At 41.9% G+C, this 25,201-nt stretch carries 19 protein-coding genes and 3 rRNA genes; 8 read left to right on the forward strand and 14 right to left on the reverse strand.

All coding sequences use genetic code 11. From position 1 onward, the window contains the following. The first annotated feature begins 35 nt into the window (after positions 1-35). Both cysI and AC2IOM_RS03520 read left to right on the forward strand, forming a co-directional pair. The gene (gene cysI, locus AC2IOM_RS03515) at positions 36-1,754 is read left to right on the forward strand and encodes an assimilatory sulfite reductase (NADPH) hemoprotein subunit (protein ID WP_486359145.1); all 1,719 of its coding nucleotides are present in this window, start codon (positions 36-38) and stop codon (positions 1,752-1,754) included. A gap of 41 nt (positions 1,755-1,795) precedes the next feature. After that, positions 1,796-2,536, forward strand: a complete 741-nt coding sequence (locus AC2IOM_RS03520; protein ID WP_010562228.1) for a phosphoadenylyl-sulfate reductase — start codon at positions 1,796-1,798, stop codon at positions 2,534-2,536. Here the strand turns inward: AC2IOM_RS03520 and AC2IOM_RS03525 are convergent. The 3 genes from AC2IOM_RS03525 to AC2IOM_RS03535 form a co-directional block, all read right to left on the reverse strand. Continuing rightward, a complete protein-coding gene (locus AC2IOM_RS03525; RefSeq protein ID WP_105170335.1) occupies positions 2,533-3,330 on the reverse strand; it encodes a substrate-binding periplasmic protein in 798 nt (265 codons plus the stop codon). The two genes, AC2IOM_RS03520 and AC2IOM_RS03525, sit on opposite strands and share 4 nt — an antisense overlap. Before the next feature lie 39 nt (positions 3,331-3,369). Beyond that, positions 3,370-3,603 carry a hypothetical protein gene (locus AC2IOM_RS03530; protein ID WP_010562230.1) on the reverse strand — a complete coding sequence of 78 codons (234 nt, stop codon included), beginning with the start codon at positions 3,601-3,603 and terminating at the stop codon, positions 3,370-3,372. Positions 3,604-3,684: 81 nt separating this feature from the next. Beyond that, positions 3,685-4,122, reverse strand: a complete 438-nt coding sequence (locus tag AC2IOM_RS03535; RefSeq protein WP_010562231.1) for a PaaI family thioesterase — start codon at positions 4,120-4,122, stop codon at positions 3,685-3,687. A gap of 116 nt (positions 4,123-4,238) precedes the next feature. Here AC2IOM_RS03535 and AC2IOM_RS03540 point away from each other — a divergent pair, with 116 nt between their 5' ends. Then, positions 4,239-5,009 (forward strand): hypothetical protein, encoded by a 771-nt coding sequence (locus AC2IOM_RS03540; RefSeq protein WP_486359146.1) that lies wholly within the window; start codon positions 4,239-4,241, stop codon positions 5,007-5,009. 56 nt (positions 5,010-5,065) lie between these two features. Here AC2IOM_RS03540 and AC2IOM_RS03545 read toward each other — a convergent pair whose 3' ends face one another. Next, complete coding sequence (locus AC2IOM_RS03545; protein WP_054980505.1) at positions 5,066-5,296, reverse strand: hypothetical protein; 231 nt, start codon at positions 5,294-5,296, stop codon at positions 5,066-5,068. A 159-nt stretch (positions 5,297-5,455) separates the two neighbouring features. On the opposite strand from AC2IOM_RS03545, the gene msrA reads away from it, so the two are divergent. Then, positions 5,456-6,700 carry a peptide-methionine (S)-S-oxide reductase MsrA gene (msrA, locus tag AC2IOM_RS03550; protein WP_486359147.1) on the forward strand — a complete coding sequence of 415 codons (1,245 nt, stop codon included), beginning with the start codon at positions 5,456-5,458 and terminating at the stop codon, positions 6,698-6,700. On the opposite strand, the gene AC2IOM_RS03555 is transcribed toward msrA, so the two are convergent. Beyond that, positions 6,697-7,386, reverse strand: coding sequence for a DNA-3-methyladenine glycosylase I (locus tag AC2IOM_RS03555; protein ID WP_486359148.1), 690 nt, complete (start codon positions 7,384-7,386; stop codon positions 6,697-6,699). The two genes, msrA and AC2IOM_RS03555, sit on opposite strands and share 4 nt — an antisense overlap. A 235-nt stretch (positions 7,387-7,621) precedes the next feature. Here AC2IOM_RS03555 and AC2IOM_RS03560 point away from each other — a divergent pair, with 235 nt between their 5' ends. Further along, on the forward strand, positions 7,622-8,089 hold the full coding sequence (locus tag AC2IOM_RS03560) for a GNAT family N-acetyltransferase (protein WP_486359149.1): 468 nt from the start codon (positions 7,622-7,624) through the stop codon (positions 8,087-8,089). On the opposite strand, the gene AC2IOM_RS03565 is transcribed toward AC2IOM_RS03560, so the two are convergent. Next, positions 8,072-8,902, reverse strand: a complete 831-nt coding sequence (locus AC2IOM_RS03565) for a LysR family transcriptional regulator (RefSeq protein WP_486359150.1) — start codon at positions 8,900-8,902, stop codon at positions 8,072-8,074. The genes AC2IOM_RS03560 and AC2IOM_RS03565 overlap by 18 nt on opposite strands. 112 nt (positions 8,903-9,014) lie before the next feature. Between AC2IOM_RS03565 and AC2IOM_RS03570 the strand changes: the two genes are divergently transcribed. Next, positions 9,015-9,668, forward strand: coding sequence for a glutathione S-transferase family protein (locus AC2IOM_RS03570; protein ID WP_486359151.1), 654 nt, complete (start codon positions 9,015-9,017; stop codon positions 9,666-9,668). 44 nt (positions 9,669-9,712) lie between these two features. On the opposite strand, the gene AC2IOM_RS03575 is transcribed toward AC2IOM_RS03570, so the two are convergent. Together AC2IOM_RS03575 and AC2IOM_RS03580 are read right to left on the reverse strand one after the other, a co-directional pair. Then, positions 9,713-11,851, reverse strand: a complete 2,139-nt coding sequence (locus AC2IOM_RS03575) for a S9 family peptidase (protein ID WP_486359152.1) — start codon at positions 11,849-11,851, stop codon at positions 9,713-9,715. Positions 11,852-11,961: 110 nt separating this feature from the next. Continuing rightward, complete coding sequence (locus AC2IOM_RS03580) at positions 11,962-12,390, reverse strand: Lrp/AsnC family transcriptional regulator (protein WP_010562240.1); 429 nt, start codon at positions 12,388-12,390, stop codon at positions 11,962-11,964. A 155-nt stretch (positions 12,391-12,545) separates the two neighbouring features. Between AC2IOM_RS03580 and yjeH the strand changes: the two genes are divergently transcribed. Then, a complete protein-coding gene (gene yjeH, locus AC2IOM_RS03585) occupies positions 12,546-13,793 on the forward strand; it encodes an L-methionine/branched-chain amino acid transporter (protein ID WP_486359153.1) in 1,248 nt (415 codons plus the stop codon). A gap of 2 nt (positions 13,794-13,795) precedes the next feature. Here yjeH and AC2IOM_RS03590 read toward each other — a convergent pair whose 3' ends face one another. The 5 genes from AC2IOM_RS03590 to AC2IOM_RS03610 all read right to left on the reverse strand — a co-directional run bounded on the left by AC2IOM_RS03590 (position 13,796) and on the right by AC2IOM_RS03610 (position 21,786). After that, a complete protein-coding gene (locus AC2IOM_RS03590; RefSeq protein WP_486359154.1) occupies positions 13,796-15,295 on the reverse strand; it encodes a hypothetical protein in 1,500 nt (499 codons plus the stop codon). A gap of 531 nt (positions 15,296-15,826) precedes the next feature. Beyond that, positions 15,827-15,941: ribosomal RNA gene (gene rrf / locus AC2IOM_RS03595) — 5S ribosomal RNA — on the reverse strand. Between the two features lie 143 nt (positions 15,942-16,084). Then, positions 16,085-18,965, reverse strand: a 23S ribosomal RNA gene (locus tag AC2IOM_RS03600). 275 nt (positions 18,966-19,240) lie between these two features. After that, positions 19,241-20,773, reverse strand: a 16S ribosomal RNA gene (locus AC2IOM_RS03605). The 16S, 23S and 5S rRNA genes sit together here, the layout of an rRNA operon. A 524-nt stretch (positions 20,774-21,297) precedes the next feature. Continuing rightward, a complete protein-coding gene (locus AC2IOM_RS03610; RefSeq protein ID WP_486359155.1) occupies positions 21,298-21,786 on the reverse strand; it encodes a GNAT family N-acetyltransferase in 489 nt (162 codons plus the stop codon). A gap of 219 nt (positions 21,787-22,005) precedes the next feature. Here AC2IOM_RS03610 and AC2IOM_RS03615 point away from each other — a divergent pair, with 219 nt between their 5' ends. Beyond that, complete coding sequence (locus AC2IOM_RS03615; protein ID WP_486359156.1) at positions 22,006-22,416, forward strand: VOC family protein; 411 nt, start codon at positions 22,006-22,008, stop codon at positions 22,414-22,416. A 23-nt stretch (positions 22,417-22,439) separates the two neighbouring features. Here the strand turns inward: AC2IOM_RS03615 and AC2IOM_RS03620 are convergent, their stop codons facing one another. Beyond that, positions 22,440-25,151: an ATP-binding protein gene (locus tag AC2IOM_RS03620; RefSeq protein ID WP_486359157.1), complete on the reverse strand. Its 2,712-nt coding sequence runs from the start codon at positions 25,149-25,151 to the stop codon at positions 22,440-22,442. Between the last annotated feature and the right edge of the window lie 50 nt (positions 25,152-25,201).

A 25,201-nucleotide genomic window follows, 5' to 3' on the forward strand; every position in this document is an offset into this window, starting at 1 on the left:
ACACTGACCGTCACAGTAGAATTTTAGGATAAGCCATGAGCACAGATTACAAACCTAACAGCAAGCTAGACCCAAATGCCAAGTTTGCTGATAACGAAAGACTAAAAACACAAAGTAACTTTTTACGCGGTACCATTGAAGCGGATTTAAAAGACCAACTTACAGGTGGTTTTACAGCGGATAACTTCCAGCTAATTCGTTTCCACGGTATGTACCAGCAAGACGACCGTGATATTCGTCCAGAGCGTACTAAGCAAAAGCTAGAGCCAATGCACAACGTGATGCTTCGCGCACGTATGCCAGGCGGTATTATCACGCCTAAGCAGTGGTTAGCGATTGATGAGTTTGCTGGCGATAAAACCATTTACGGCAGTATTCGTTTAACAACGCGCCAAACATTCCAATTCCACGGTGTGTTAAAGCCAGGCATTAAAGAAATGCACCAAATGCTTAACAGCGTTGGTATTGACTCAATTGCAACTGCTGGTGACGTTAACCGTAACGTACTATGTACCACTAACCCTGTTGAGTCTGAATTACATCAAGAAGCTTACGAGTGGGCTGCGAAGATTTCTGAGCACTTACTACCACACACGAAAGCGTATGCTGAGATTTGGTTAAACGGTGAAAAGACTGAAACAACAGAAGAGCCAATTTTAGGTTCAACTTACTTACCACGTAAGTTCAAAACAACTGTTACGATTCCACCAAACAATGAAGTAGACGTACACGCGAACGATTTAAACTTTGTTGCCATTGCTGATAACGGCAAACTAGTTGGTTTTAACGTACTTGTTGGTGGTGGTCTGGCAATGACCCACGGTGATGTAAACACTTACCCGCGTAAAGCGGATGATTTAGGTTTCATTCCACTTGAGCACACGCTAAAAATTGCCGAGCACGTTGTGTCTGTGCAGCGTGACTGGGGTAACCGTGTTAACCGTAAGAACGCGAAAACTAAGTACACATTAGATACTTTCGGTACAGATGCGTTTAAAGCTGAAGTTGAAAACCGCGCTGGCGTTAAATTTGAAGAAAGCCGCCCGTATGAGTTCACTCACCGTGGTGACCGTATTGGTTGGGTAGAAGGCATTGATGGTAAGCACCACCTAACGCTATTTATCCAAAGTGGTCGTATTCTTGATTACCCAGGCCAACCACTGAAAACCGGTTGTCGTAAGATTGCAGAAATTCACCAAGGTGACTTCCGCATGACCGCAAACCAAAACTTAATTGTTGCCGGTGTTCCTGCCGACCAAAAAGACATCATTGAGCAGATCGCCCGTGAGCACGGTTTAATTGATGACTCACACTCAGAGCAACGCTTTAACTCAATGGCATGTGTGGCTTTACCTACGTGTCCACTTGCGATGGCTGAAGCAGAGCGTTACCTGCCAGAGCTTATCGAGAAAACAGAAGCAATTTTAGCGAAGCACGAAATTCCAAACGACGACATCATTATGCGTGTCGTAGGTTGCCCGAATGGATGTGGTCGCGCCATGTTAGCTGAAATTGGTTTTGTTGGTAAAGGCCCAGGTAAATACAACGTTTACCTAGGTGGTAACCGTGAAGGTACGCGTGTACCTAAGCTTTACCTTGAAAACGTAGGTGAAGACGTTTACCTACCAGCATTAGATGAATTAATTGGCCAATGGGCCAAGGAGCGCAACGAAGGTGAATGTTTTGGTGACTTCGCTATCCGTAAGGAAATCGTTGCCGAAGTGAAAGTCTCTAAAACAGACTTCCACGCTTAATATTTTAAGGGCGGTTAGCCGCCCTCATTTGGAATTTATGCATGAGTGAATTTAAGCAAATATTAACGCTAGATAAAGACGTTCAGAATGCCATGCTTGCCGATGCAAATGGCATGCTAGCAGAGCTTTCGGCTGAAGAACGTGTTTTATGGGCGTTAGAAAATTTACCAAGCACACACTTTTTATCGTCTAGCTTTGGCATTCAAGCGGCTGTGATGTTACACCTAGTAACATCGCATAAAGCAGATATTCCAGTGGTTTTAACAGATACGGGTTATCTTTTTCCAGAAACTTATCAGTTTATTGATGAGCTTACTGAGCGATTGAAACTCAATCTGAAAGTGTATAAATCAGAGCTAAGCCCTGCATGGCAAGAAGCTAAGTTTGGTAAATTATGGGAACAAGGCGAACAAGGTATTAAGCAATACAATACCTTAAATAAAGTTGAACCAATGACACGTGCATTAAAAGAACTCGATGCAGGTACTTGGTTTAGCGGTTTGCGTCGCCAACAATCATCGACTCGAGCAGATAAGCAAGTGCTTGAGATCAGCCGCGGTACCGTGAAGGTTTATCCAATTATTGATTGGCATAGCCGTGATGTGTATCAATACTTAACCAAGCACGATTTACCTTACCATCCGTTATGGGAACAAGGCTATGTGTCGATGGGTGATGTGCATACCACACGTAAGCTAGAGCCAGGTATGACCGAAGAAGAAACGCGTTTCTTTGGTTTAAATCGTGAATGTGGCCTTCACACAGACGGCGGCGGTATTTAAGGTCGTTTTGCTAAAAAACGATGTGATACCTTAGGTAAATTATTTTTTGCCAACCATGTTAGGGTGAGCTTATCTAGCTCACCACTAACATACATTTGCGTAATTGCAGTATCAAATGCATCGCGTACTTTCTCATCTCTAAAAATAATCTGCGAACCGGCATTTGTGATAACATCTAACGGTGTAAACTTATTTGTTAGCCCCAGCGGTTTAATAAAATGATAGAACTTCAGCCAATCAGCCACTAATACATCAATCTTATTTGCCACCAGCATCTTATTCACAGCGAGCTGATCGCCACTTTCAAAATAACGTGTATTTATGTCATTGATTAAAATTTGGAAGTCATGACCAAAGTTTAAACTTGCACCTGAAAAACTTGCTAACCTTGCACCTTTTAAATCAAGCACATGTTCAGCCTTAGCCCATCGATTGTCTTTACTTAAAATTGCACGATTGTAAAAGAACAAGCGATACTGAGACGGGTAACCGTCCCCAGTAAATGCACCTGTCCAATTTACTGCAATATCAACCCTTTGCTTTTCGTAGTAGCGTTTTATGGCATCGTTTGAAACATTGATATAAGTCGGGCTGAACCCTGCTCTATTAAGCCCTGCTGACAAAAGCTGTTCGTATAAGCCAACATGGCGTTGATAGGAGCTTGCTTTGAAGTACGGAGTAAAGTTGCCAGCAGCGACTTTAATATCGCGGGCATACACATGAGCGTTAAAGCACAACAATAATAAACAAAAAAGCCTAATCACAAGTGCCACTAATAATGAGTGATAAATCATAGTATGGCTGATTATTTAATAATCTGCTGAGCTAACCTGTTAACCACTCTTTTTTCTTTGTTCCGCGGTAACCCAAATAAAAGTAAGGTACATTTTGGTTGGCAAAGATAAGATTAATCCAAGGGCATAACACCCTCCGCCAATCATCATGCCGGAGATACCCATACTTTGCTCAATATGCGCGACATTTATCAAATAATAACCTAGTCCTATTAAGCATAATCCAAGCACAATAACTACTTTAAGCAGCGTAATTAACGATTTTTCACTCATTTGCATATACCTCTGGCTAAGGTATATGCCAGCGCTAGATAAAATACCAGCGCTAAAACGCTGTTACTAGATGTAGATCAACTATCGTCGCTCAACCACCGCTGCGGTCATTCTTGAAATGCAAGTAAGCTCACCAGCTTGGTTGGTAATTTTAACTTCCCACACAGAGGTACGTTTACCTAAGTGAACAGCTTTTGCTGTGGCATACACCATACCTTTGCGCGCCGCTTTAATATGATTCGCATTAATTTCTTGGCCTACGCAGTAATACTTATCGGTATCTACAACAAAGTTTGCCGCGTAGCTTGCTACTGTTTCAGCTAGCACAACATTCGCGCCTCCGTGCAGCATACCAATAGGGTTGTGGTGATCGGGTGTAACTGGCATGCTAGCAACAAGATAATCGTCGCCAACTTCACATATTTCAATCCCTAACGTTTTCATTAAGCTGCCTTTGCCATGCAAACCTTCATCTAGCTTATCGCATAACGCTTTATCTATTTCTTTATACCAAATCATTTATTGTTCCCTCGTATACAAAGCTAGGTACTTTTACAATCTCTAACAATTTCAAACAGGTCTGAACTTATCAATAGGTAGTTATTTCATTATCCTACTGTCAAAAAGGAATTAACATGAAAAAACTACTGCCTTTAGCCCTTTTATTTGCCTGCAATAGTGGCTTAGCCAGCGACACGATTCAACATCAAATCGATTTTGGTGTGTCTGACCTTTATGACTTTGATGATAATTTTGTTGGGATTGCTTATACCTACGCCTTTGAAGATCTGGCATCGACAAGTGGTCCTCACAATATTAAAACCTATCTAAATAGAATCAATACCCTCTCGACGCGAGCACTCGTACTGGATGATTTTTATGATATTGACGTCGAATACACACATTATTTCGACAATGCGTTGGTTGTTCGCTCTAACGTAGAGTATGCAAAAGATAACGATTTTAATAACGAATATTTAATGCTTAACGGCGAACTCGGTAACAATATCACCACTAATTTGCAGCTAGGTGTTGGCGTAACTTACTTATATCGTAACGAATCCGATGTTTTTGGTGTGCAAGATTCAAGTAATAACTGGCGATTAACCCCATATGTGCGCTATACCAAAATCGAACAAGGGCAAGGCTGGGATTTTGTATTTAAACAAATATCGGGGAAAGAAGATTATTATCAAGGACGAGCAGATTATTATATCAATGAGAATTGGTTTATTGGTATTCAAGCGCTGGCGCAAACCAATGAACTCGATAATAACAATTTTGAAGTGCAAACTCAGTATTGGTTTAATGAACACTTTTCATTTAACTTTGGTTTAGGTGCGGGGTTTGGAGATGATAGTTCAGGCTTAGATTCGGTGACCTTGCTGATGACTTCACGCTTTTAATTTAGAGTGCGCTTAACTTTATCAACGCGCACTCTAAAAGAGTTAATTTAGTAAAACTAATTGTTAGAGAAGCGATCATATTGCTTAGGTAACTCGTGCTGCTTTTCCTCGGCGCTAATATAAACAGTGCTTTCAACTACTTTCCAAGAGCCCGTTGCGGTGTCGATTTCCCAATCGGTATGCGTTTCTAATTCGGTAATCGGTGTGTAAGTAACATCCATCGTCGCATTACAGCCTGCTAAGGTTAGTGCAGATAAACCAAGTGCTATTGAGATTAATTTTTTCATGTTTCCCCCTTGTTGTTGCGATAAAGCATAAAACAATTTGTCACTATCACTTTCACTAATTGATAAACGGCTAATCTAAATGTTGAGCGGCTGTGAATATAAACAAGGCGATCTCAGGTCTATGTATTTACGTAGTATAAAGTTTAACAAGGCGCCGATATGAACTACCTAATTTGCTTTAGCTTATTCTTACTAAGCTTTACCAATTCTGCACAAGAGCGTAAACCACAAACCAATCACTTAGATTCAATCGTGCTTGGTTCGGGCTGCTTTTGGGGCGCAGAGAAACGCTATGAAGCACTTGATGGCGTAATTGATGCAGTGAGTGGCTATGCGGATGGCAGCGGCTTTAAAGCAACCTACCGTAATATCATTAAAAAAAGTAACAAGTACAACCCTAATAACTATGCCGAAGTCGTTAAAGTCACTTTTAATCGTAATGAAATTAGTCTAGAGCAAATTTTACAGCATTTTTATGAGCACCATGATCCGACACAGGTGAACCGTCAAGGTAACGATGTCGGCACACAATATCGCTCAACTATTTTATATAATTCAGAGCAACAAAAAACGCTCGCAATGGCGGTTACTAAACAATTCCAATCTCTACTTAGTCAGGCTGGTTTCGGCAAAATAGCCACCAGCATTAAGCCACTTGATACCTTTTATGCGGCTGAAGAATATCACCAAGATTACCTAGCCAAAAACCCTAATGGCTACTGCCCTGATTTGCGAACTGGTGTGACATTTAACCAACAAACTATCGCTAAACTTAATAACAGTGCGCTGTTAGAAGGTAAACAAATTTTGGTCATTGACGCCCCATTCTGCCCTTACTGTGAAAAATTTAAAGCTGAGACAGCAAAAGGGTATGCTGGCTCAATTCCGCTTACGTTTAGAACGGCCGATCAACTTCACGATCTCACAATTAAAACGCCAACCTGGGCAACCCCCACCATTATTCTGTTAGAGCAAGGCAAAGAAGTTTTTGCACGCCAAGGTTATGTGTCTCGTGATGAGTTTTACAAGATAGTGGGAGCATTTAAACTGGGTAAAGGTGAAGCGTTTAATGTCGCATTCAATAAGGGGACAGATAATCGCTATTGCAAACAGTATGAGATATTTAAAAACACGCCGGATGGCGTATTTATCGATAAGCTAAGTGGCGCTAAGTTATTTGATACGCGTGACCGCTTTAACTCTAATAGTGGCTGGCTTTCATTCACCAAACCGGTAAAAGGTGCCGTGTATGAAAAACCAGACCATAGCTTTGGCATGGTACGTACTGAAATTCGTGCGGTTGAGTCAGACATTCATTTAGGCCATGTATTTGATGATGGCCCAAATGGTCAGCTGCGTTACTGCATCAATGCAACCGTATTAGAATTTGTACCGCGCAGTTAACTAATACCGACTACATTATCGCCGCAGCTATATGAAATTATTTGGCTAAGCTCTTGATAACTTAAGCCACTTTGCTGTTGCAATTCATTAAAGAAAGCTTGAATTGCAACCAACGACTTTTTAGTTTGTAAACCGCCATCAATAATCTTATGGCTGCGCAAATAGCTCTCACAATCTCGCGATAACAAAAAGGTATCTTTGCCTAATACACGAAGCGCATAAGGCCCAGTGTTACCACCTAAGCGTGCGCCATGCTTTTTAAGATACTGCCAAAGCCCAATAATGTCGTCACTTGGCCAATCTGCGATAAACTTACTAAAACTACCATGCTGACTTGCAACATCATGGATCATATAGGCATTGGCTTGCACCGTTTGTACTTTTTTATAGTTACGCACTATGCGTTCATCGCTAGCGGCTTTTTCTTGTTGTTCCGGCGACATCATTAGTAGTGCCTCAACATCAAAACGCCAAAATACCTCTTCAAAGCCAGGCCACTTTTTCTCAATAACCGACCAATAAAATCCACTTTGAAAAATCTTTTTGGTAAATTCAGATAACCAAGCTGAATCAGGCAACTCTGCTATGCGCTTATTACTCAGTGGTTTTGACAGCAACGCCTTTAATTGACGCTCACCGCCCTTTCGCTCGACTGCGCGAAGATAGATATCGTTAAACTTTTCCATAAATTACTGGCTTTAGAAAATTTAAACTAGCTTAACCCCAGTGCAAATTTAGATGCAAGACCAGTGCTAAAGAAAAGAGCACAGCTTGCACCAAAAAGTGGCATTTCCTATCGCTTTTCGTTTCTCAGGTTCAATCAAAAAATAATTCACCAATAAATTCAATTTATTACAAATAAAAAAAGATTGGCATATTAGATGAATATGCGTGACTGGATTATTTAACAGAAGACCTTACATGCACATTAAAATTGATGATTTATCCAGCCCCGATGTGATTGCTCTGTTACAAGAACATTTAGATGATATGTACGCGACATCACCCGCTGAGAGTGTTCATGCACTTGACCTTAACGAACTTAAAAAAAGCAATATTACTTTTTTCAGCGCATGGCGTGATGATACCTTGCTTGGCTGTATTGCAATAAAACAGCTTTGCCCAAACCACGCTGAAATAAAGTCAATGCGCACCGCAAAGCACGCCCGTGGAAGCGGCGTCGCGTCACGCTTACTGCAACACACAATAGAGCTAGCCATTGATAAAGCCTATTTGTCACTAAGCCTAGAAACCGGCACGCAAGAATACTTTTATGCTGCACGCAATTTGTATCTAAAGTTTGGATTTAATATCTGTGGTCCTTTCGCTGATTATCAAGAAGATCCTCACAGCACTTTTATGACACTGCCGCTAAACACTGTTGCCTAGTTGTAAAAGCTCAGTTTGAGAAATTTTGCTATTGGTATGCACGTTACTAATTAGCACAATACTAATATCAGGTAAGGCGGGTAAGTGCGTATTTTTCAGCTCTGTTAACTCGCCGATACTTAAGCGCGCCATAGCACCAATTGCCATGCCTTGTTTTATCAACCCTTGCATCGCAACAACACTGCCACTCATGGCAATCAACTTAAATTGAGTTCCCTGCTTGTGCAGGCCTTCAATTGCTGCGTGATGAAAACGACAATCTTGCTGAAATGTTACCAGTGGCAAAGGCGTTTGCTCTAGTATTTTACAATCACCATTACTTACCCATACACCACTATCTTTAGCAATAATAATACCCTCTTCACTATCAAATGAGCGTGTTACTATGCCTAAATCGAGTTCACCATTGTCGAGCTGCTGTCGAATAATATTGCTTGGTAAACAACGTATTTGTAGATCTAAACTTGACCACAACTGATGCATTTTTTTTACTACGCTAGGTAAAATAGCATCGGCGTAATCATCAGGGCAACCTAACCGAATGCGTAACTTATTGCGGTCCGTTTTAACGGCATTTAATGTGCTGTCGTAATGTGCAATAAGCTGTTTTGCATAACCAACAAGTTGATGCCCATCTTTTGACAAAATGAGATTGCGACCATTTTTTTCAAACAGCACCTTACCTAAATCCTGCTCGAGTTTTTTCATCTGCATACTAACTGCCGATTGAGTGCGATTAACCTGTTTAGCAGCGCGCGTTATGCTTCCAGTGTCGACAAATGCAAGTAAACTTTTAAGCGCATCAATTTCCATAACACATCAATTTAACTGATAGATAGTATAAGAATTATGCGCTATTCGATGCATAAATAACACGATAAATTATTGGCAAATAAACTAACTACCTAATTGAGAGTAACACTAGATGGATTTATATATCGCCAATAAAAACTATTCGAGCTGGTCACTAAGAGCTTGGCTTGTAATAAAAAAATTCAATATAAGCTTCACTGAACACAACTTAAGATTAGAGACACCAAGTTTTAGCGATACCCTTGCCACCATCGCTCCCATCGCTAAAGTGCCTGTGTTAGTTGATGGCAGTACAACGATATGGGATTCGCTCGCGATTTGCGAATACATCAATGAAGTTTATTTATGTAATAAAGGTTGGCCAAGTGATCCGCAGCAACGTGCAAAAGCTCGCGCATTAGCGGCAGAAATGCATGCTGGTTTTAACTCATTACGCAATCAGTTACCTATGAATATACGCGCTAAGCGCAAAGTGGAACTGACAGCACAAAGCCAAAATGACATTGCGCGCATTGAGCAGATTTTTAGTGAACAACACACACTGTTTCAACATCAAGGCGGTTGGCTATTTGGTGATTGGGGAATTGTTGATGCCATGTTTGCACCTATTGCGTTGCGTTTTAAAACCTATGGCATTTCATTAAATGCTCCTGCAACGGCTTATATGCACAAAGTATTGAGCTGTTCTGCACTTGCCGAGTGGATAGATCTGGCTTTGCAGGAAACTGAGATTGTTCAAATGGATGAAGCGGGCGAAGAAGTCTAACTTAGCTTAATAAAAAAGGGGCTTTCGCCCCTTTAATATGTGTATTACTGCTTTAGTAAATCAATGAAGAACGCATACTCTAACGCAGTATCGTTTATGCGTTTAAAGCGGCCTGATGCGCCACCGTGACCTGCTTCCATATCCGTTTTGAACAGTAGTAGGTTATCGTTCGTCTTATATTCACGCAGCTTAGCAACCCACTTCATAGGTTCAAAGTACTGTACTTGCGAGTCATGTAAGCCAGTTGTTACTAACAGGTTTGGATACGCTTGACGCTTAACCTGATCGTAAGGTGAGTAACTTAACATGTAGTCATAGTACGCTTTTTCATTCGGGTTCCCCCACTCATCATACTCGTTTGTAGTCAATGGAATTGATTCATCAAGCATAGTGGTAACCACATCGACAAATGGTACGTGAGAAGCAACACCGCGATACAATTCTGGCGCTTGGTTAATCACAGCCCCCATTAATAAACCACCGGCACTGCCGCCAACCGCAAATACTTTATCTTTTGCACCATAACCTTGTTCTACAAGCGCTTTAGTTACGTCTACAAAATCGTTGAAGGTATTTTTCTTGGTGAGTTTTTTACCATCTTCATACCAAGGGCGACCTAGCATTTGAGAGCCTCGAATATGGGCAATGGCGTAAACAAAACCACGGTCAAGCAGGCTTAAACGTGACGTTGAGAAAGTCGGGTCGAAGGTTGCACCATATGAGCCATAACCATATTGATAAAGCGGGTTAGTACCATCTTTTTTAAACTTATCTTTATGATAAACAAGCGATACAGGCACTTTTTTACCATCGCGTGCTGTTACCATAATGCGTTCAGATACATAGTTATCAGAGTTAAAGTCACCTAATACTTTCTGTTCTTTTAGTACAGTTTTTTTACCGTCTTCTAGCGTATATTCAATTACACTAGAAGGCGTTGTCATACTGGTGTAGTACAAACGAACAGATGCATTATCAAGTTCATTATTACCGTACATACCTGCAGCAAACGCAGTATCTTTAAAGTCCAGGTTAAACTCTTTGCCTGAATCAAGCTTACGCACAGTTACATTCGTTAAACCATTCTCACGCTCTTGATAAACTAAGTGATTATCAAATAACGTAATGTCTTCAAGTTTTACGTTATCACGCGCAGGGATAACTTCTTGCCAATGCGCCTTATCACCTACTTTACTTGCGTCAACTTTCATTAAACGGAAGTTAACCGCATCTAGGTTAGTAGTAATGTAAAAATCGTTATTTAACTTAGCAATACTGTATTCGTGCTTGTCTTCACGCGGAATAAAACGTGTAGGTTTCGCCTTGGCGTCGTTCGCATCAATAATTGATACACCGCGTGCTTCAGTACTTGAATGGTGAATGTAAACTAAACTGCTGTCTTTACTCTTACTAATATAAGTGTAGTACGCTTTGTTTTTCTCTTCATAGACTAGCTCATCACTGCTTTGGTCCGTTCCCAGCACATGGCGGTAAACCTGATAACCAAGCAAGGTTTGCGGGTCTTTCTTGATGTAGTACAAAAAGGTATTGTCGTTACCCCAAACAATATTGCCTGACGTACCTTCAATTTTATCTTTTAAGTATTCGCCTGTAGTTAGGTCTTTAATGCGAATAGTGTAAATACGACGGCTTAATGTATCTTCGCCGTACGCAAGTAAATTATCGTTTTCACTCACAGTTAGTGTGCTAACACTAAAATAATCGTGTGCTTTTGCCAATTCGTTAACATCTAACAGTACTTGCTTATCAGTACCTGCTAAATCTTTTGCGCGCGTATATACGCTGTATTCGTTATCACCGCTTACTTCACTACCGTAAAAGTAATCGCCCTGTTTGACTGGTACAGATTGATCATCTTTAACAATGCGACCTTTGATCTCGTCAAATAATTGCGCTTGTAGTGCTTCAGTATGTTTTAATTTTTGTTCGGTATAACTATTTTCAGCTTCTAAATGCGCTAGAATTTCAGGATCTTTGCGTTCATCGTCACGCATCCAATAATAATTATCAATGCGTGTGTTACCGTGGTGCGTCATTTCAAATGGCACTTTTTTGGCGATAGGCGCCGCAATATCAGTTTTGTTGTTGTTTTGAGTGTTATTGCAAGCGCTAAGCACTAATAGTGAGAGTGCACTTAGTGCGATTGGTTTTAATGCTTTCATAAATATTCCCTTTGTATTTAACCTTCCCATGCTAACTCAGTAAATTAATTACGACTATAGTTTTGCGTAACGAATTGTAACAACCGTATATAACGATAATTTACGTGTATTTAGCCTAAATTATTAATCCATTCGCTCATTACGACATGCGTTTTAATTTTTACGATATCAGGCTCTGCGTCTAAGTATTCTCTTATCTCATGAAGTCGTTGCATCGAATCTGTTTGCACGTATACCAATAAATCCATATCGCCAGTAATACCATGGCACGTTAAAACTTCCGGGATCACCTGAAACACCTTAACAATGTTTGAACAACGCGTGCACTGATGCTGAATTTCAAAGTAAGCAGATACACCTACTTTTTGCGATTCACTTAGCAAGACTTGATAGCCGCGAATTTGCCCCTGACGCTCTAGTTTTTTAATCCGCTCTGTAACAGCTGAACGCGAGAGGTTTACCGCATCAGCTATCGCCGATACGCTTTGCCTCGCGTTTATTTTTAACTGACCAATAATCGCCTGGTCAAATTTATCCATTTGCATACTTAATCACCTAAACCTTCAAAGTGTTTTTATTTTGCAGTAATACCGTCATTTTACCTGCATATCACACACTCTGCCTAGCAACTCAAACAGTTTGAGATAGTAAATATTTCTATACTAGCGCTATTAAAAACCATAAACAAAGTAACATGAAATCAGTTAATACAGGCATTGGACGCTGGCAAGGCGCCGGCATGATGGCAACAACCTTACTCGGTACCGGAGTATTTATACTACCGCAGCTAACCGTCGAAATGTCGGGAAGTAATGCACTCTACGCTTGGCTTCTACTGACAGTGGGATTAATCCCTATTACTTATGTATTTGGAAAGCTATCGTCACTTTTTCCACATTCAGGCGGCCCTGCTCACTTTGTTGAAAAAGCCTTTGGCAAAACTGCAGGTAGAGTCATTGGCTTAATGTTTTTGTTAGTCGTGCCAATTGGTGCACCCGCAGCCATTATTATGACCTTTCAGTTTGTGCAAGGAATGATAAATATTAACGGTGTACAATTGTTACTCGCCGAACTCACTGCGCTTTTATGCCTGTTTTACATAAACCGAAAAGGCATTCATGTTTCAGCAAAACTACAGTTTCTGCTTACCCTGTTAATCACCTTTATTGTCATGCTGTTATTTACTTTCAGCAATGAACAAGTCGTAATGCAATCGGACACAACGCTGAGTTTGGATAGCGATAAAATACTAAGTGCCGCAGGTCTCGCTTTTTGGAGTTTTCTTGGTGTTGAAGCTATGTCACACCTTGCCAATGAGTTTAAAAAGCCGAAGCAAGATGTTATTCCAGCGATGATTATAGGCAGTGTTATTGTTGGCGTGATTTATTTATTATCTACGGTATTAGTTTTGGCCCACCCTAATGATCAAAAGCTGGCGATTATCGGCGTATTTAACCACTATTTCAGTGGCGGTAACTATATCATTGGCATACTTGGTACAGCAGGTGGCCTTGCTACCATCAACGTTTATACAACAAGTCTGGCTAAACTCGCCGCAAGCTTCGCTGAACAAAAAGTATTGCCCAAATCATTAGCATACACAAACCAATATAATGTACCGCAAAGAGCGTTGATTTGTGTGCTGAGTATCATGGCAACAGTACTCGTTATAACTTATTTCAGCGGCCAAGATCTGGAAGATTTAATAAACTGGGTAAATGGTGTCTTTGTTATTATCTATATTGCAACTATGTGCTCTGCATGGGTATTACTCGCAGCAAAACACCGTATTACGATTTCGTTAGGGTTTATTGCCTGCATGGCTCTTGCATTTGGCATTGGCGCGCACATGGCTTATGCACTGTTATTAGCTACGATGTTAATACCTGCGGTAAAATGGCAAAAACGCCGCGGCAGTGTGCAACTCGCTAATAACAGCTAATGCTATAGCATAGCGAGATTACTGTTTTTAGTGGTGCCATCCTTTTTCCAAAAGACTAACGCTGGCACCTGAACTTCCCACACTTCATTAGCATTCCACACATACGGTGGTTGGTAGCGCTGTGTAAACACCACCTCCTCTAGCCCCGAATTATCACGAGTAGATTCAAAATAAATATTAGTGCTGCGTACCACCAAAACTTCAGTTTGGCTAAGTGACTGTATATGGTTACGTGTAATTTGTTTTACGTAAGGCTCTTCTGGATTTTTAGGAAATAGAGAAGAAACGATACCTTTTTCAATTTGCTCAGTTTCATGCGAGATAAAATAAACGCCACTACCAAGCGGGAATCGTCCAACCATACGTAAGAATAGCGCACAAAAATTTGCGTTATACTCTCCTTGCTTCATGCCATCTTTTAGAATGTCATATGCGCGATACATATTGCGATAATCATATTCCTCTTTGGTAGAAAGCATAAATGAAGCGTACACCATAGGAATACGCATCAAGTCACGCAACTCAGGTTCTTGATTATCGAAATCAAGCAACTGAGTCATAAAATCTAACTTGGCATTTTCAATTTCAAAGAACTCATCACGTTCTTCTTTTTTATCAAAACGTCTTTGCGGTAAACCTACACCCTGACGCAAGTAGAGATATGAGTTTCGTTTAATTCCAGTTAATAACTTATTACGCTGTTCTACATCTAACAGCCTGAAGCGGTTACCTTGATAAATTGCTTCAGCATGAGGTGCATACGAGCCAATATGGCGAAGCAAAGTTGCTTTAACGATGGGTTTAAGCACTTCTTCACGATAAGCCATTTTCTGCTCTTTGGTGAACGGCTTGTAATCATGACGCTGCATTAAGCTGACTTTATCGTATCCGATAATGTCACTCAGCGCTTGTTTTAAATAAGGTGAAGTAAATTGGTTAAATAGGCGTGCTTCTTCAAACAGCGCAACGGTTAATGCCGTGATATAAATTGGTTTGTTTTTTTCGTTTCGCGTACAGCGAACCGTCTCATTGGGTAGTGGCGTTGAAAGTACCATGGTCCCCAAAAACTGACTGAATATTTTAGGCCCATCGAGCAAATCGAGAATATTATCGATTAGCTTTTCCAGTGAAATATAACGCTCACCACGAGCCTTCAAACGCTCGGCTGCTATTTGTTTGATGCGCAGCTCTGCTTCATCGATCTTTTGATGTAGTTTTTCTAAATAACGCTGAGCAGATCGTTGCCCTTTAATAAGCGGATACTTACCTTTTTCTTTGCGGTAGTTTTCTACAATATCGATATGTTCTTGGTAAGCGACGATCTTTTTATTTAATTGCGTAAGTTCGGCTTCGTATTCGTAGTGTTTTTCAAAAAACAGAGACGCCTCTTCCAACATCTTACGATAATCGTATTGGAATTCTGATATTTTCTTCGAGATAGCGCTAGCCATATTTGGGATAGCGGATAACCGATCTGTTTGATACTGAATAAAGCGCTTCATATTCTTATTATTTATGTTTACACACGATGTTAAGCTAATTTATTTTTGCTTTTTATTTAGAAAGACACACATCTTATCGACACAAAAAAGCATTAGTGTAACTAAGTTAATAAAATTAATCAGTTTAACGTGTGACTAAACAACTTCACATATATGTTAATACTACTATATTACGTGAAAATGCAGTAATTAAAACGTCATTTTTACCATAAGCTAGAACAGCAAAATACGTATAGAAATAAGTTTACCTGCAGACTGAGCTTAGATTATGAAGTACGCAACAATTCCTATAACGTAAAGAAGCCGAGATAGCTTAGGGTTCAGGATTCAGGATTCAGGATTCAGGATTCAGGATTCAGGATTCAGGATTCAGGATTCAGGATTCAGGATTCAGGATTCAGGATTCAGGATTCAGGATTCAGGATTCAGGATTCAGCAATATTCTGAAGCCTGTTTGCTTAATTCTAAAGTCCTTTAGTTCCCCAAACGCAAAAAGCCCGCTCATTGAGCGGGCTTTTTACTTAATTAGGAGCTTGGCGATGTTCTACTTTCACATGGGCGAACCCACACTATCATCGACGCTGTTTCGTTTCACTTCTGAGTTCGGCATGGGGTCAGGTGGTTCCAAAACGCTATAGTCACCAAGCAAATCTGGTTGACTTAAGAGCTTGTCTTAAATCTAAATCTGGAAAACTGTCTTTTTATCTCAATTCGTAAAGTTATCTACTTTAGTACTTTGCTCTTTTCGAGCTATTCAACTTCTGCGGGTCTAAACCACTTTGGCGTTGTATGGTTAAGCCTCACGGGTAATTAGTACAGGTTAGCTTAATGGCTCGCACCACTTCCACATCCTGCCTATCAACGTTGTAGTCTTCAACGGCCCTTCAGTTAACTCAAGTTAAAGTGAGAACTCATCTCGAGGCTCGCTTCCCGCTTAGATGCTTTCAGCGGTTATCGATTCCGAACGTAGCTACCGGGCAATGCAATTGGCATCACAACCCGAACACCAGCGGTTCGTCCACTCCGGTCCTCTCGTACTAGGAGCAGCCCCTCTCAATTCTCAAACGCCCACGGCAGATAGGGACCGAACTGTCTCACGACGTTCTAAACCCAGCTCGCGTACCACTTTAAATGGCGAACAGCCATACCCTTGGGACCGACTTCAGCCCCAGGATGTGATGAGCCGACATCGAGGTGCCAAACACCGCCGTCGATATGAACTCTTGGGCGGTATCAGCCTGTTATCCCCGGAGTACCTTTTATCCGTTGAGCGATGGCCCTTCCATTCAGAACCACCGGATCACTATGACCTACTTTCGTACCTGCTCGACGTGTCTGTCTCGCAGTTAAGCTTGCTTCTACCATTACACTAACCGTACGATGTCCGACCGTACTTAGCAAACCTTCGTGCTCCTCCGTTACTCTTTGGGAGGAGACCGCCCCAGTCAAACTACCCACCAGGCACTGTCCACAACCCCGATTCAGGGGCCTATGTTAGAACATCAACACTACAAGGGTGGTATTTCAAGGACGGCTCCACACAATCTAGCGACTGTGCTTCAAAGCCTCCCACCTATCCTACACATGTAGGGTCAATGTTCAGTGCCAAGCTGTAGTAAAGGTTCACGGGGTCTTTCCGTCTAGCCGCGGGTACACAGCATCTTCACTGCGATTTCAATTTCACTGAGTCTCGGGTGGAGACAGCGTGGCCATGGTTACACCATTCGTGCAGGTCGGAACTTACCCGACAAGGAATTTCGCTACCTTAGGACCGTTATAGTTACGGCCGCCGTTTACCGGGGCTTCGATCAAGAGCTTCGCCGAAGCTAACCCCATCAATTAACCTTCCGGCACCGGGCAGGTGTCACACCCTATACGTCTTCTTTCGAATTTGCAGAGTGCTGTGTTTTTAATAAACAGTCCCAGCCACCTAGTCACTGCGACTCCCGTCCGCTTAGAGAGCAAGTCTCATCACAGATAGGAGCGTACCTTCTCCCGAAGTTACGGTACAATTTTGCCTAGTTCCTTCACCCGAGTTCTCTCAAGCGCCTTAGTATTCTCTACCTGACCACCTGTGTCGGTTTGGGGTACGATTCGAAATAATCTGAAGCTTAGAGGCTTTTCCTGGAAGTATGGCATCAACAACTTCCACACCGTAGTGTGTCGTCTCGTATCTCAGCCTTAGAAACCCGGATTTGCCTAAGTTTCCAGCCTACATACTTTCACATGGACAACCAACGCCATGCTTGTTTAGCCTGCTCCGTCCCCCCATCGCAATTATTCCAAGTACGGGAATATTAACCCGTTTCCCATCGACTACGCCTTTCGGCCTCGCCTTAGGGGTCGACTCACCCTACCCTGATTAGCATGGGATAGGAACCCTTGGTCTTCCGGCGAGCGGGTTTTTCACCCGCTTTATCGTTACTCATGTCAGCATTCGCACTTCTGATACCTCCAGCATACCTCCCGGTACACCTTCAACAGCTTACAGAACGCTCCCCTACCCCGCGAATAAATTCGCAGCCGCAGCTTCGGTGGTATGTTTAGCCCCGTTACATCTTCCGCGCAGACCGACTCGACCAGTGAGCTATTACGCTTTCTTTAAAGGATGGCTGCTTCTAAGCCAACCTCCTGGCTGTCTGGGCCTTTCCACATCGTTTCCCACTTAACATACACTTTGGGACCTTAGCTGGCGGTCTGGGTTGTTTCCCTCTCCACGACGGACGTTAGCACCCGCCGTGTGTCTCCCGGATATTACTTATTGGTATTCGGAGTTTGCAAAGGGTTGGTAAGTCGGGATGACCCCCTAGCCTTAACAGTGCTCTACCCCCAATAGTATTCGTCCGAGGCTCTACCTAAATAGATTTCGGGGAGAACCAGCTATCTCCCGGTTTGATTAGCCTTTCACTCCTAGCCACAGGTCATCCGCTAGCTTTTCAACGATAGTCGGTTCGGTCCTCCAGTCAGTGTTACCTGACCTTCAACCTGCCCATGGCTAGATCACCGGGTTTCGGGTCTATACCCAGCAACTAAACGCGCAGTTAACGCTCGCTTTCACTACGGCTCCCCTAAATGGTTAACCTCGCTACTGAATATAAGTCGCTGACCCATTATACAAAAGGTACGCAGTCACAGAACGAATCTGCTCCTACTGCTTGTACGTATACGGTTTCAGGTTCTATTTCACTCCCCTCACAGGGGTTCTTTTCGCCTTTCCCTCACGGTACTGGTTCACTATCGGTCAGTTGGGAGTATTTAGCCTTGGAGGATGGTCCCCCCATATTCAGTCAAAGTTTCACGTGCTCCGACCTACTCGATTTCACTGTAAATAAGTTTTCGTGTACGGGACTATCACCCTGTATCGTCAAACTTTCCAGAATGTTCCACTAACTACATTACAGCTTAAGGGCTAATCCGATTTCGCTCGCCGCTACTTTCGGAATCTCGGTTGATTTCTTTTCCTCGGGGTACTTAGATGTTTCAGTTCTCCCGGTTCGCCTCACTTACCTATGTATTCAGTAAGTGATACCACTAAGTGGTGGGTTTCCCCATTCGGAAATCCTAGTCTCAAGCGCTTTTTACTAGCTTGACTAGGCTTATCGCAAGTTAATACGTCCTTCATCGCCTCCAACTGCCAAGGCATCCACCGTATACGCTTAGTCACTTAACCATACAACCCAAAATGGTTTGTATTGCTAAAGACAGTTTTTAACTCCGCCAGAAGTTAAATATTGAATACTAAAGTAGATACCAACAACAACTTAATGTTGCGGCATATTTTCTTTACTTTATTTTGAGAACTCTAAATTAAATATTGTATTTCCTAAGAAATACTTAATTTAAAGTTTGTCAGCTTTCCAAATTTTTAAAGAGCAAATTAACTAAGCTATTGCTTAGCTAACAATCATCTGTGTGGACACTTCGAACAAAAAGTTCTAAATCGTATAAGGAGGTGATCCAGCCCCAGGTTCCCCTAGGGCTACCTTGTTACGACTTCACCCCAGTCATGAATCACTCCGTGGTAAGCGCCCTCCCTAAGGTTAAGCTACCTACTTCTGGAGCAACCCACTCCCATGGTGTGACGGGCGGTGTGTACAAGGCCCGGGAACGTATTCACCGCGACATTCTGATTCGCGATTACTAGCGATTCCGACTTCATGGAGTCGAGTTGCAGACTCCAATCCGGACTACGACGCACTTTAAGTGATTCGCTTACTCTCGCGAGTTCGCAGCACTCTGTATGCGCCATTGTAGCACGTGTGTAGCCCTACACGTAAGGGCCATGATGACTTGACGTCGTCCCCACCTTCCTCCGGTTTATCACCGGCAGTCTCCTTAGAGTTCCCGACCGAATCGCTGGCAACTAAGGATAGGGGTTGCGCTCGTTGCGGGACTTAACCCAACATCTCACAACACGAGCTGACGACAGCCATGCAGCACCTGTCTCAGAGTTCCCGAAGGCACCAAACTATCTCTAGTAAGTTCTCTGGATGTCAAGTGTAGGTAAGGTTCTTCGCGTTGCATCGAATTAAACCACATGCTCCACCGCTTGTGCGGGCCCCCGTCAATTCATTTGAGTTTTAACCTTGCGGCCGTACTCCCCAGGCGGTCTACTTAATGCGTTAGCTTTGGAAGACAGTTCCGAAAAACCGAACTCCTAGTAGACATCGTTTACGGCGTGGACTACCGGGGTATCTAATCCCGTTTGCTCCCCACGCTTTCGTACATGAGCGTCAGTGTTGACCCAGGTGGCTGCCTTCGCCATCGGTATTCCTTCAGATCTCTACGCATTTCACCGCTACACCTGAAATTCTACCACCCTCTATCACACTCTAGTTTGCCAGTTCGAAATGCAGTTCCCAGGTTGAGCCCGGGGCTTTCACATCTCGCTTAACAAACCGCCTGCGTACGCTTTACGCCCAGTAATTCCGATTAACGCTCGCACCCTCCGTATTACCGCGGCTGCTGGCACGGAGTTAGCCGGTGCTTCTTCTGTTGCTAACGTCACAGCTAGCAGGTATTAACTACTAACCTTTCCTCACAACTGAAAGTGCTTTACAACCCGAAGGCCTTCTTCACACACGCGGCATGGCTGCATCAGGCTTGCGCCCATTGTGCAATATTCCCCACTGCTGCCTCCCGTAGGAGTCTGGACCGTGTCTCAGTTCCAGTGTGGCTGATCATCCTCTCAAACCAGCTAGGGATCGTCGCCTTGGTGAGCCATTACCTCACCAACTAGCTAATCCCACTTGGGCCAATCTAAAGGCGAGAGCCGAAGCCCCCTTTGGTCCGTAGACATTATGCGGTATTAGCCATCGTTTCCAATGGTTGTCCCCCACCTAAAGGCATGTTCCCAAGCATTACTCACCCGTCCGCCGCTCGTCATCTTCTAGCAAGCTAGAAATGTTACCGCTCGACTTGCATGTGTTAGGCCTGCCGCCAGCGTTCAATCTGAGCCATGATCAAACTCTTCAATTAAAAGTGTTTTTGGACTTACGTCCGACTCAATGAATTCTGATTTTGATATCTTACGATATCGAATTGACTGTGCTGAATAAATTTCTTTATTCCGTTGGTCACTCAGTTCAATTAAGTCTAAATTTTGTTACGCTAAAAGCGTATGTTAGAACTTAATCTGTACGAGTGCCCACACAGATGATTGCTTAAATTTTTAAAGAACAGTGCAAACAACCTTGTGCTTGCCGCGACGCTTCGTCGCTGTTAGGGCTGCGTATGTTACGCCTTCCTAATTTTTTGTCAACACTTAATTTTGATTATTTTCTTTTTATTTTGAAAACGTTCAAAACTCAGTTTTACTTGACTCAACCAACTCGTGATTCGCTGCTATGCTGCGTCGTTCCCCGTGTTGGTGGAGGCGCATTATAGAGAGATCCGAATTTGGATCAACCCCTATTTCAAACTTTTTTTAGTTTTTTGGATCGTTTGGGTGAAATACATACAAAACTGCTCGTTTTTGTACGTTTTCTTCTAAAAAATGCTTTTTAAAGCGAGTTTACTTGTGAATTTTGGGCCTCAGTATTAAATGATTGCTGCGTCACCTCACCCCAATATTCATCATTAATCTTTGTTTCAGTGTAGTTTGCATTGAAGCTTGTGATTGCGTTTCGCCAAAATTGCGTTGCCTTACTTGCACCCGCAATCTGTTTAATCTGCCATGCACCACCATAATGCTGCCAAATCCAACTCACGAATTTACGTCCTAACCCTTGCTCTCTTAAACTTGGAACTATGTAAAACTCACACACCTCAAACTGTTTATTAGAAACTTGTTTGATTGCTGCAAAGCCAATTGGCTTACCTTCTAAATAACAGAGCAAACCAAAAACATTATCAACCAGCTCTGTGTCGAGATCGAACAGCCCCATGTGGTTAGGTAATTTACCTGTGATCTTTGAAAACTCGGCTTCATACCCTTGCAACAAGTTTAAATACACACGCATGTTGGTTTGTTCTACTACAACTACTTCCACTGCTATAACTCATTTGACCAATAATTTTTCAATCATCACACAAAACCGCTGTTAAAAAAATATAAATAGGGCTTTACCTCAATCTAACTTGAGCTTTTATAGTCATCCTGCTTTCTCAATTTAAGGAATGATTTTATGCACACATTTACACGCTACCTTTGTACTTTAAACAAATATTCAATCTTGGTATCAACTTCAGCATTAAAATAAGGAACCACAATGTTTTTGGAACACGTTAATTTAGTTGTTACTGATCTAAATAAGTCACTGACTTTTTATCAAGCTGCTTTTCCACACTGGCAAATTCGCTCAAAAGGAAGTGGTGAGTGGTACGGCAAGCCGCGGCAATGGCTGCACTTTGGCGACGATTTTAATTATATTGCATTAAGTGACCATGGTGAGGGAGAGATAAGAAAACTCTCTGGTCATCAAACAGGACTCGCGCACTTTGCCTATGTTGTAAGTAATTTAGATGCACTCATAATGCGTATGTGTGACGCAGGCTTTTTTGTCGATAAAAGCAGTGAGCACCCTTTTCGTAAAAATGCCTATTTTATTGACCCTGACGGATTTGAAGTGGAGTTTATCGAGTATTTAAGTGATCTGCCTTCTGAGCGAAATAGCGACTAGCATACACTTGCTCTTCTAATATGCTACTCGCTAGCTACCGTTAACTGGACTAAGGTCTCAATTAATTTATTAATATCGATGGGTTTTGCAAGATGAGCGTTAAACCCTTCACTTAAATACCTTGTTACATCACTTTCAAGTACGTTCGCTGTTAACGCTACTATTGGAATGGTGTTATTTAGTTGCCGAATATATTTGCAAGCTTGCTCACCATCCATCTCTGGCATTTGAATATCCATAAAAATGATGGCTGGGTTTTCTTGTTGAAACAAGTCGATTGCTTGTTTTCCATTTTCAGCGATTAATAGTGTTGCTTTCGCTGGCGCCATAATTGCCTTAAACACAGTTTGATTTACTTTATTATCTTCAGCCAACAAAATGGTTGTGCCATTGAGTGATGGCATCGTTAACTGTGCATCACCTCGTGGTTTTAATACTTCACGACTTTCGTGTATCAATGGAATTGTGAGCTTAAATTGAGAACCTTTATTTAGCTCACTCGTCACTTCAATTTTACCTTTCATTAAGTGAACGAGTTGTGCAACGATTGCAAGCCCTAAACCTGTGCCCCCAAATCGACGTGTTGTCGACGTATCTGCTTGTTCAAACCGTTCGAACAAGCGTGTTACTTGGGTATCACTCATACCAATACCTGAATCTGCTACTTCGACTTTAATACCTCGCTTATACTTTACAACCCTGACGTCAATTTGACCTGAGTCTGTAAACTTAATTGCGTTACTAACTAGGTTGAGTAAGATCTGCTTAATACGCGTCGGGTCACCTTTCCACACACCTGTTACTGAAGACGTTGAATGCAGCTTCACTACTAATTGTTTTTCATCTGCAATACTCTTTTGCTCAGTTACCGTGTCTTTAACCAGCTTTTCTAAATCAAACTCGGTAGATTCAATTTCGAGTTTTCCGGCTTCTAACTTAGATATATCAAGAATATCATTAATTATAGTTAGCAGTGTTTTACCCGAAGATAGCGCACTGTCAGTGAGCTCTTGTTCTTTTGCCGCTTGTTTGGATTTTCTTAGCAATTGCAATGTGGATAAAACAACATTTAACGGGGTACGAATTTCATGACTCATATTTGCAATAAATTCGTTCTTTACTTGGTCGGCTTTTTTGAGTTGTTCAATTACTGTGGCTAATTGTGCTGTTTTGTCTTTTACCTTACGCTTTAGCTGATCGTTAAAACCCGCAATAATTAAAGTAAACATCACACCTATTGCTGCAATAATAAAACCCACAATAAGTGTAAGCCAACTTAACCAATCCTTTTTAGTATTTTCAAAACTATCAGTACTCTCAAAATGAACCAGCCAATCACGGCCAAACCATGCTAACTGATAAGATTTAGCGAAGTGTAGACTATGGCTCGTATTGTGTTTCTGTTCTAAACCTGCAACATACGGCGAACTAGGCGATTGCTTATCTGAAATTGAAAAATGATAATAATCTGAAGAGGCATCCTCAAGCATTAGCTTTTCAAGCGACTTATCAACTTCAATCACCACTTCGGCGATACCTAGTAGCTTGTCGTCACTATTTCTAAATACTGGAAAGTAAATTACATTGCCTGTTAATTTATCTGATTGTTGCTGTAAGCGAACCGGCGGTGTTGCTTTAATTGCCCGTGCATTTATCGCTTCAAATACGGTATCACCTGCAATTGGGTGACTCGCTAAATCGAGACCAATAGCCAAACTATTAGTCGAGTATGGCGCTGTTAGACCGATCGGAAAAATTTGTGAAAACTGCCTGCTTTCATCGATGATTCTAAGTTTTGACCCTTCCAGCCCTCGTTCAGACTGCTTTTCATACCAAGCTTGCGACTCTTCACGCTCTAAACAATCTAACCAAGCAATTGCACGGTAGGGAATACCGCCATTATTAAGAGACGATGCAATTAACTGAAATTCATCAATATTAGGATCAATACCATTACGAAACAAGGTTGCCAAAGCAAACAGATTAGTTTCAATTTGTCGTTTGAGTATTTGTAATTCGTAAACTTTCTTTTCAGTAATATCTGCGAAAGTTAGGTTTAAATTTTTACGATACACTTCTTTTGAATAAGAAAATGTAAAGCACACTGATATCAGCAATAAGGTACCAGTAACCAATACAACTTTAACGTTACTCACCGGGCTAAAAAGCTTAGATGGAAGTAACATGCCAAATAATGGGAAGAAGAACAGCACACCAACACTGTCACCAACCCACCAAGTGAACCAAACAAAATCGACGATGCTAAATGGAATAATGCCCTGTAAGTATAAAGAGCTAGTGCCAATTGTTGCAGATACCATACAAGCAAACGGGCTGACTAAAACTAGCGCTTTTAACAAAGGTTTTGCTGCATTTAAGCTAAGTGGAAAATCACACAACTTTTTTAGGAGCAAACAGCTAATGGCAGCCTGCAACAAAGCGCCCGCAGCACGAACACTGTTCCATATTAAATCGGAAGCAGAAACGGAAAAAATATCGTTTCCAGAACTATAAATATTGGCCAGTAAAGCGCCTACAAAAAGTGGTATATATGCCTTACTGCCATAGCGCAGTGCGACAATTGCGGCGTACCCTGCAGCTGGCCATACTGCGCTCGCAAAACCAGGCTCTATACGAAAGAAAGTACCGAATACACCAAAAGAATAATAACCAAGCACGATGAGTACAAAAACAACTACATCGTTGCGAAGTAATCTTGTAAGAGTAAGCGGCATTCAGTAAGCCTTATTTTGTATAATGAACTGTTTAAACATAGCACAAAAGT

It is taken from the genome of Pseudoalteromonas sp. NS-SX12 (assembly GCF_057367955.1).